Source organism: Caulobacter sp. B11 (assembly GCF_002737765.1).
In the GTDB taxonomy this organism is placed as follows: domain Bacteria; phylum Pseudomonadota; class Alphaproteobacteria; order Caulobacterales; family Caulobacteraceae; genus Caulobacter.
The window spans coordinates 1-3,458 of sequence record NZ_PEGG01000147.1; the positions used below are offsets into that span (position 1 = coordinate 1).

A 3,458-nucleotide genomic window follows, 5' to 3' on the forward strand; every position below is an offset into this window, starting at 1 on the left:
CCTGGTCGGCGCGGCCGCCTACTGGCCCTGCAGAGCATCGCGGCGGCCCGCGCCTTGTGGCAATGGATCCGCCAACCCTATCGCTGGGACAAGACCTCCCACGCGCCTCGCCCTTTACGGCCCTTGCCCGGAGCGCGTATGGCGAAGTGATGAAGCCGACCATCGCGCCCGCCCCATCGTCATGGCCACCACCGGGTGGGCCGACTACGCCCTGCTCGACAGCGGAAATGGCCGCAAGCTTGAACGCTACGGCCGCTACACCGTGGTGCGGCCCGAGCCGCAGTGCTTCTGGGCCCCACGCCTGCCGGCCCAGGCCTGGGACGAGGCCGACGCGGTGTTCGACCCCAGCGACGAGGACGAGGCCGGTCGCTGGCGGTTCAAGGGCAAGCCGATCGAGAAATTTCCCCTGGCCTGGGGCGAGGTGAAGTTCCACGGCCAGTTCACACCCTTTCGCCACCTGGCCTTCTTCCCGGAACAGGCCGCCAACTGGGCCTGGCAGGACGCCCGGGTCCGCGCCTTCGCCAAGACCTCAGGACGTCAGCCCAAGATCCTGAATCTGTTCGGCTATACCGGCGTGGCTTCGCTGGTCTGCGCCGCCGCCGGGGCCGCCGTCACCCATGTCGACGCCTCCAAGAAGTCGGTCGGCTACGCCCGTGAGAACGCCGCCTTCGCCGGCCTGGCCGAGAAGCCGATCCGCTGGATCGTCGAGGACGCCCGCCGGTTCGTGCCCGCGAGGTCCGGCGCGGCAGCGCCTATGACGGCATCATCCTGGACCCGCCCAAGTTCGGACGCGGCGCCGATGGCGAGGTCTGGCGCCTGTTCGAGGACCTGGCCGTCCTGACCCGCGACTGCGCCCAGCTGCTGTCCGACGACGCGTCGTTCCTGCTGATGAACGCCTATGCCGCCCGGGTCTCGGGCGCGGCCCTGTCCGGCCTTCTGGCCCAGGAGCTGAGCGAGCGCGGCGGAGTCATCGACTGGGGCGAGCTGTCCCTGGTCGAGCAACAGGGCGACCGCCAGATCGGCCTGTCGTTCTTCGCCCGCTGGTCCGGCCAAGGATGATGACCATGAACGCCCCCCTGCAGACCAAGGCCGTCACCTCGCTGTCCAACGCCACGGTCAAGGCCGTGCGCGCCCTGCACATGCGCAAGGAGCGCGAGGAGAGCGGCCTGTTCCTGGCCGAGGGCCTGAAGATCGTCATCGAGGCGATCGATTGCGGCCACGCCCCGAAGATCCTGATGTTCGGCCGTGACGCCGCCGATCACCCCATGCTGCAGAAAGCCGCCCAGGCCTGCCTGAAGGCGGGCGGCGAAGTCATTGAGGTCAATCGTGAAATCCTCGAGAAGGTTTCGCGCCGCGACAACCCCCAGGCGGTGGTCGGGGTGTTCCGCCAGGTGTTCACGCCGCTCGACGCCATCGTGCCGCAAAGCGCGCCCTGCTGGGTGGCCCTGCAGGCTGTCCGCGACCCCGGCAACCTCGGCACCGTGATCCGCACCGCCGACGCGGCCGGCTGCGGCGGGGTGATCTTGGTCGGCGACTGCGTCGATCCCTATTCGGTCGAGGGGGTGCGGGCGACCATGGGCTCGATCTTCGCGGTGCAGATCGCCAAGGCCACCGTCGCCGAGTTCCTGGCCTGGCGGCAATCCTGGCCCGGCAGCGTGGTCGGCACCCTGCTGACCGCGACCGTCGACCACAAGAGCGCCGACTATGTGAAGCCGGCCCTGATCCTGATGGGCAACGAACAGCAGGGCCTGCCGCCGGAACTGGCCGCCGCCTGCGACGTCAACGTCAAGATCCCGATGCGCGGCCGGGCCGACAGCCTCAACCTGTCGGTGGCCACGGGGATCATGATCTATACGGTGACCGGCTAGCCCCGCCGAACTAGCCTTCCAGCTTCACCGACCTCAGGCGCAGGGCGTTGCCGATCACGCTGACCGAGGACAGCGACATGGCCAGGGCGGCGATGGCCGGCGACAGCAGCCAGCCGAGGCTGGGATAGAGCACGCCGGCGGCGATCGGGATGCCGGCGATGTTGTAGGCGAAGGCGAAGACCAGGTTCTGGCGGATGTTGCGCATTACCGCCCGCGACAGCCGCCGGGCCCGCACGATCCCCTGCAGATCGCCCTGCAGCAGGGTCACGCCGGCGCTCTCGATGGCGACGTCGGCCCCCGCCCCCATGGCGATGCCCACCTCGGCGGCGGCCAGGGCCGGGGCGTCATTGACCCCGTCGCCGGCCATGGCCACCGACCGGCCCTCGGCCCTTAGCCGGTTGACCACCTTGGCCTTGTCCTCCGGCAGCACCTCAGCCTCGACCTCGTCGATGCCCAGGCGGGCGGCGACGGTCAGGGCGGTGGCGCGGTTGTCGCCGGTCAGCATGACCAGCCTCACCCCGTCGGCCTTGAGGGCGCGAACCGCCTCGGCCGTCGTGGCCTTGATCGGATCGGCGACGCCCAGCAAGCCGGCCAGAGCGCCGTCGACCGCCACGAACAGGGTCGTGGCCCCGTCCTGGCGCAGGGCCGCGGTTTCGGTCTCAAGGGATGACAGGTCCACGCCCATCTCGGCCATCAGTCGCGACCCGCCGACCGCGATCCGCTTGCCGTCGACCCGGCCGATGACGCCCTTGCCGACCGGCGAGTCGAACTCGGACGCCTCCGAAAGACCCAGTCCGCGATCCTTGGCCGCCCGCAGGATGGCGTCGGCCAGGGGATGTTCGCTGCCGCGCTCGAGGCTGGCGGCCAGGCGCAGAAGCTCACCTTCCTCAAACCCGGCGACAGGGACGATCCGGGTGACCGCCGGCCGCCCCTCGGTCAGGGTGCCGGTCTTGTCGATGACCAGGGTGTCGATCTTTTCGAGCCGTTCGAGCGCCTCGGCGTTCTTGATCAGGACCCCGGCCTGGGCCCCGCGACCGACCCCCGACCATGATCGACATCGGCGTGGCCAGGCCCAGCGGCGCAGGGACAGGCGATGATCAGCACCGACACCCCCGCCACCAGGGCGTAGGCCAGACGCGGTTCGGGGCCGACCAGGCCCCAGACCGCCGCGCGCGCAGAGCAGGGCCGCGCCGATCACGGCCGGCACGAACCAGGCGGCGACCCGGTCGGCCATGCGCTGGATCGGGGCCCGGCTGCGCTGGGCCTCGGCGACCATCTGGACGATGCGGGCCAGCAGGGCTCGGCCCCGACCTTTTCGGCCCGCATGATGAACGAGCCGGTCTTGTTGAGCGAGCCGGCGATCACCTTGGCGCCGGCCTCCTTGGTCACGGGCATGGACTCGCCGGTGACCAGGGATTCATCGATCGACACCCGGCCCTCCGTGACCTCGCCGTCCACCGGGACCTTTTCACCCGGCCGCACGCGCAGCCGGTCACCGACCGTCACGCGGTCCAGGGTGACCTCTTCATCCTGACCTTCGGCGGATGCCGCCGGGCGGTCTTGGGGGCGAGGTCCAGCAGGGCCGCGATG

1 protein-coding gene and 2 pseudogenes are annotated in these 3,458 nt (G+C 70.4%); 2 read left to right on the forward strand and 1 reads right to left on the reverse strand.

Features of this window, described 5'->3' with window-relative positions; translation table 11 throughout:
- The first annotated feature begins 149 nt into the window (after positions 1–149).
- A pseudogene (locus CSW58_RS07350) lies at positions 150–1,059 on the forward strand (class I SAM-dependent methyltransferase).
- A gap of 17 nt (positions 1,060–1,076) precedes the next feature.
- Positions 1,077–1,868: an RNA methyltransferase gene (locus CSW58_RS07355; protein WP_099446852.1), complete on the forward strand. Its 792-nt coding sequence runs from the start codon at positions 1,077–1,079 to the stop codon at positions 1,866–1,868.
- Positions 1,869–1,878: 10 nt separating this feature from the next.
- Here the strand turns inward: CSW58_RS07355 and CSW58_RS07360 are convergent.
- Positions 1,879–3,458, reverse strand: a pseudogene (locus tag CSW58_RS07360) (copper-translocating P-type ATPase); the annotation flags it as partial.